The organism is Paratractidigestivibacter sp. (assembly GCF_052362415.1).
GTDB lineage: Bacteria > Actinomycetota > Coriobacteriia > Coriobacteriales > Atopobiaceae > Paratractidigestivibacter.
Genome location: NZ_DAWEMK010000073.1, coordinates 3553 through 9037, shown reverse-complemented (window position 1 = coordinate 9037; position 5485 = coordinate 3553). Strand labels below are relative to the sequence as shown.

Sequence of the window (5485 nt, the reverse complement as noted above, 5' to 3'; positions counted from 1 at the left end):
TGATGATTCCAACTCCGATGAACTCGAACAAAAGAATGGCGACCTCGACGATTTGCTCCATGCATGCATCGAGCACACCCAAAATACCTGCCATTTTGCGGCCTCCGCGTGTTCAGCGCCGTTTGGTTGCGCACCTGCATCAAACAAAGAAAGAAACCCAAAAAGCCTACTATTCGCAATATTACCATTTTTGATTATAAAAAGAACCCTGTCCCGGCGCCCTGATACCGCCCCGCGCGGCTTGGGTACCCTAACCGCATGAGCATAAAAGGCGCCCGCGGCGGCATTCCCGTCGCGGGCGCTCGAGGCGATGGGGAATCCCATGTCCGACGCAAAGAAGAAGATCGAGCGGCTGAGCTTCGACTCCGCCGAGTCGATGGACCTGTTCCAGCGCTATTCTCACCGCATGGTGCGCATCCAGACCGAGTTCGTCGATGGGTTCTGCGCGCTCGCCAACCTGGGCCCCGCCGTGACCGTCTACGGCACGGCGCGCTCCAAGGAGGGGGACGCCGAGTACGAGCGCGCCCGCGCGGTCGGCGCAGCGCTCGCGGCCCGCGACGTCGCCACGATGACGGGCGGAGGCCCGGGCGCCATGGAGGCGGCGAATCGCGGCGCCCACGAGGCGGGCGGCATGTCGGTCGGCCTCTCCATCGAGCTGCCGTTCGAGGAGGAACCAAACCCCTGGGTCGACATCGCGCTGCGCTTCAGGTACTTCTTTGTGCGCAAGGCCATGTTCAGCTGGTACTCTAACGGCGCCATCGCGATGCCGGGCGGCTTCGGCACCCTCGACGAGCTCTACGAGCAGCTCACCCTCATGCAGACGCGCAAGACCGAGAAGGTCCCGCTCGTATTTGTGGGCAAGGACTACTGGGGCGGCATGTTCGACTGGATGCGCTCGGCGCCGCTCTCCCACGGCTACATCAGCCCCGAGGACATCGACGGGCTGCTTGTGACCGACGACGTGGAGAAGGCCGTCGCGGCCGCGTGCGCAGGCGTCGAGTGCTAAGGCTGACGTGTCGCTAACACTGCGCTGACGTGCGCTTTTCTTGGTTGGCCGTACTTTTAAGGGACGCCTAACCAAGGAGAAGAAATGACAGAAGAAGAACGCCGCGCGGCCGAGACCTATCGCCGCGGTCCCGTGATCATGCGCGGACAGATGATCCCGACTGACACCACCGTAAGCCACCTGCTGCAGCCAGAGTCAGACACCGCCTGGCTGCATACCGACCCCTGGCGCGTGCTGCGCATCCAGGCTGAGTTCGTGGACGGGTTCGGCGCGCTGGCCGAGCTCGGTCCCGCGATCACGGTGTTCGGATCTGCGAGGACCGCCCCCGACGATGCGATGTACGCCGCCGCGCGGCGGGTCGGGGGGCTTATTGCAAAGAAGGGCATCGCCACGATAACCGGCGGCGGCCCCGGCATCATGGAGGCCGCGAATCGCGGCGCGTTCGAGGCGGGCGGGGTCTCGGTCGGCCTCGGCATCGAGCTGCCGCTCGAGGAGAGCATCAACGAGTGGGTCAACCTCGGCATGACGTTCCGGTATTTCTTCGTGCGGAAAACGATGTTCGTCAAGTACTCGCGCGGCGCGATTGTTTCCCGGGCGGGTTCGGCACGCTCGACGAGGCGTTCGAGGTGCTCACGCTCGTCCAGACCCACAAGGCGCCGGAGCGGCCGGTCGTGCTCATCGGGAGCGAATACTGGCGCGGGCTCGTGGAGTGGCTGCGCGGCACGGTCGCAGGCTGCGGGAACATATCGCCGCTCGATCCGGAGCTGTTCTGCGTGACCGACGACGTCGAAGAGGCCGTCGCGGTCGCCTGCGCGGGCATCGCGACCAGGTAGGCGGGCTTCTTTCCCACGTATAATAGGTGGTCGCGGACGGTGTCTGTGGGTGGGACCCCGCAGACAGAACTCGCAGGCGGTGCCCGTGAACGGCGCCGCGCACGCCATCGAGCACAGGGGGAGAAGACATGATCAAGGCCGCGTTCTTCGACATCGACGGCACGCTGCTGAGTTTCAAGACGCACAAGCTCGCCGCATCGACCAAGCAGGCGCTCATCGAGCTGCGCCGCCGCGGGGTCAAGTGCGTCATCGCATCGGGCCGCCCCGAGTATCAGCTGCCGCCGTGCATCCGCTACGGCTTCGAGGGCTTCGGCCGCTTCGACGCGTACGTGACCTCCACCGGCTCGTGCTGCTACGACGCCGAGGGGACCTACTTCGAGACCCCCATCCCGGACTCTGACGTGAAGACGATCGTGGGGCAGGTCGACGACGGCCTCTACGACGTGCTCGTTCTCGAGAAGGACCATGCCTACGTCAACCGCTACAGCCCCGCCATCCGCGAGGTCGAGAAGAATGCGGGCCTTTGCTACGACCAAGGCGACGTGCACGACGCGCTCGGCGCCCACGTGCTGCAGTTCTGCGCGTTTTTGCCGCCAAAGGACGAGCACATCGTCACCGACGCGACGACGGGCGTGCTGACCACGCGCTGGTGCGACTATTTCTGCGACGTCGTGCCCGCGAACAGCAGCAAGCCCGCAGGCATTCGCGCCACGCTCGAGCGCTACGGGATCTCCGCGGAAGAGACCATCGCGTTCGGCGACGGCGGGAACGACGCCTCTATGCTGCGGATGTGCGGCATCGGCGTGGCAATGGGCAACGCCTCGCCCGAGGCGCTCGCCGCGGCGGACTACGTGACCGACGACGTCGACCACGACGGCGTCGCGAAGGCGCTCGAGCACTTCGGGCTGCTGTAGGGGGCGCGACTTCTACCGGGTGCGGCCTCTACCAGGTGCGCGCGAGGCGCTCGATGGCCTCGGCGGCGGTGTCCTCGTCGATGCCCTCGACGCGCACGACCACGGCCTCGCCGGTGCGCACGCCCATGGCCAAAAGCGCCATCAGGTCGGAGGCGTCGGCGCTGCGCCCCTCGTGCTCGAACGTCACGCGACTGCGCCATCGCTGGGCCTCGCCTGCGAGCAGCACGGCGAGCTGGATGTGGAACCCTATGGGGTCGGTGATCTGGCGCACGATCTCGCGCATGGACGTCCCTCTCCTTTACGCAACCTTGCACGAAAATACCAGCTTTGCGAGGGGCAGAGAGGCACCTCTCGGCGAGCGTGACGGCGGCGCGCCGTAAATGGACAACGGGTGTCGGGTGGCCGACGGCGTGGCAGCCTTGGCTGCCCCCCGCCAACCATCCTCTCGTCGGCCACCTCGCCGTCCGCCCTTCTTCCCAACTGCGCGGCGTCTATGCGGTGCTTTGGCGTTGATTCGTGCTTCTTGGCCCTGGACGCCACGCGCTCGAGGGAAGATTACGCATCTTTGAGTTGTCACCAGCTGTGCCGCCGTGCGCAGCGACCGGAACATGCGAGGTCCTCAGGAATGGCTTTTGTCGACAACAGCAACGATCTGATCCAGACGTCCGACCAGGCGCTTCTGGGGGAGTCGGCGCTCCGGGCCATCCGGACACCGTCTTGGACAACGGCTGCGTGGGGACGGTCACGGGGTATTACGACCCCGACCTGACCATTCTTTCGGTGAGCGAGCCGCTGCTGCGCGGCCTGGGCTACACCCTCGATTCCTTCATGGCGCGGACGGGCGGCTCGCTGCGGAACATGTTCTACGGCGAGGGCGCCTCTTTTTTGGAGCCGGGCCGCTTCCCGCGGATCAGCGGCCGCGGTGAGGGCCGGGTCCTCACCTCCGACGGCTCCCCGGTGAACGCCGAGCTATGCAAGAAGGACGCGACGGACGCGCTGGGCAAGCCTATCTGGGTCATGTCGGTGCACCTGACCTGGGAGCACGAGAACCTTTCGCTGATAAACGAGGCGATCAGCGCCGCGCCGCATCGATGGCTCGGTCCACCGCATCGCCGGCATCCTCAGGAATATCGACGAGAGCAAGAAGGCGCAGATGCAGGCGCAACGCTCCGCCGCGTTCCACCGCGCCTTCACCGACGCGAGCCTCTGCGAGTACTACGTGAACCTCGAGGAGAACACCTTCGACATCTTCAAGGTGGAGCCCTCGCTCATGACGGTGTTCGAGCGGAGCGGCACCTGGGACGAGCTCGTTCACCACCTCGTGAACCGTTACGTGGTCGAGGGCGACCGGCAGGCCGTCACGGACTTCTACGACCGCACCTACATGGCAAAGAAGCTCAAGGGCCTGAAGACTGAGCTTTCGCTGGAGTGCCGGATCATCCTCGACGGAGAGGTGCGCTGGATCCGCAACGTCATCATGCGGGGCGAGATCGACGACTCCGAGTACGCCATGATCTTCTTGCGGGACATCACGGAGGCCAAGGAGGAGCTCGCCCGGCAGCAGCGGGTGGCCTCGGACAACGCGTCGATGGGCCTCTTGATCCAGAGTATGGTGCGCCTGGTCGACCGCTTCGTCGTGCTCGACCTTGAGCGCGATCGCTACGAGTTCTACAGCCTCCAGGGCGAGCCGGTTTACAAGCCGACGGGCGCCTACCACGACTTCGTCGCGCAGGTGGCGCGCAAGTACAAGACGCTGGAGCCTCTGGACTCGCTCGAGGCCATGACCTCGGTGGATGCCATCCGCGCGCACCTGACGGGCGAGGACCAGATCTACAAGTTCGAGTACTGCACGCTCGGCGAGGACGCGTACAAGATCGCCTCCTTCATCCCACTGGAGTGGGAGGGCGGCCGGCTCGTGAAGGCGCTCCAAGCGTCGATGGATGTCTCGCAAGAGAAGAAAGCCGAGATCGAGTCGCGCCATGCGTTCAAGGAGGCCTACCGCGCCGCGGAGAACGCGAACCGAGCGAAGACCGAGTTCCTCTCAAACATGTCGCACGACATCCGCACGCCGATGAACGCGATCATCGGCCTCACGGCGATCGCGGGGGCGAACATCGACAGCCAGGCCAAGGTCGTCGAGTGCCTGGGAAAGATCACGAAGTCCAGTCGCCACCTGCTCGGCCTCATCAACGAGGTGCTGGACATGGCCCGCATCGAGAGCGGGAAGATCACGCTGGCAGAGGAGGACTTCAGCCTGCCCGAGCTGGTCGACAACCTGCTCACGCTCACGAGGCCAGGCATCGACGCGCACGGGCACGACTTCGAGGTGCACGTCAACCACATCGAGCACGAGGCTGTCTGCGGCGACAGCCTGAGGATCCAGCAGGTGTTCGTGAACCTCATGAACGGCTCTATCGAGGTCGAGAGCGCGCCGGACCAGGGCACGAAGATCACGGTGACGATCTCCCTCAAGCTCCAGGAGAACGAGCTCGGGCAGGAGCGGGAGCTCGTGGATCTGCCGGTGCTCGTTGTGGACGACGACCGCACATGCTGCGAGAGCACGACCGGCACCCTGCGCGAGATCGGGATCGACGGTGAATGGGTGCTCTCGGGGGAGGAGGCCGTGCGGCGCTGCTGCGCACGGCACGATGCGGGCGACGACTACTTCGCCGTGATCCTGGACTGGAAGATGACGGGCGCCGACGTCGAGACTGCCGAGAACGGTAAGGAAG

Annotated in this window: 5 protein-coding genes and 1 pseudogene; 5 read left to right on the top strand and 1 reads right to left on the bottom strand. The window is 65.2% G+C overall.

The window, feature by feature from the left end; genetic code table 11:
• The first annotated feature begins 322 nt into the window (after positions 1-322).
• From ACT84W_RS07660 to ACT84W_RS07645, 4 genes and pseudogenes are all read left to right on the top strand, one after another.
• Positions 323-1006 carry a TIGR00730 family Rossman fold protein gene (locus tag ACT84W_RS07660; protein WP_444328768.1) on the top strand — a complete coding sequence of 228 codons (684 nt, stop codon included), beginning with the start codon at positions 323-325 and terminating at the stop codon, positions 1004-1006.
• 84 nt (positions 1007-1090) lie between these two features.
• A pseudogene (locus ACT84W_RS07655) lies at positions 1091-1465 on the top strand (LOG family protein); the annotation flags it as partial.
• A gap of 47 nt (positions 1466-1512) precedes the next feature.
• Positions 1513-1839 (top strand): LOG family protein, encoded by a 327-nt coding sequence (locus tag ACT84W_RS07650; protein WP_444328770.1) that lies wholly within the window; start codon positions 1513-1515, stop codon positions 1837-1839.
• A gap of 128 nt (positions 1840-1967) precedes the next feature.
• Positions 1968-2753, top strand: coding sequence for a Cof-type HAD-IIB family hydrolase (locus tag ACT84W_RS07645; RefSeq protein ID WP_444328767.1), 786 nt, complete (start codon positions 1968-1970; stop codon positions 2751-2753).
• 28 nt (positions 2754-2781) lie between these two features.
• On the opposite strand, the gene ACT84W_RS07640 is transcribed toward ACT84W_RS07645, so the two are convergent.
• Positions 2782-3036: an HPr family phosphocarrier protein gene (locus tag ACT84W_RS07640; RefSeq protein WP_432291093.1), complete on the bottom strand. Its 255-nt coding sequence runs from the start codon at positions 3034-3036 to the stop codon at positions 2782-2784.
• 870 nt (positions 3037-3906) lie between these two features.
• Between ACT84W_RS07640 and ACT84W_RS07635 the strand changes: the two genes are divergently transcribed.
• On the top strand, positions 3907-5485 hold a 1579-nt coding region (locus ACT84W_RS07635), incomplete at its 3' end, for a histidine kinase dimerization/phospho-acceptor domain-containing protein (protein WP_444328766.1).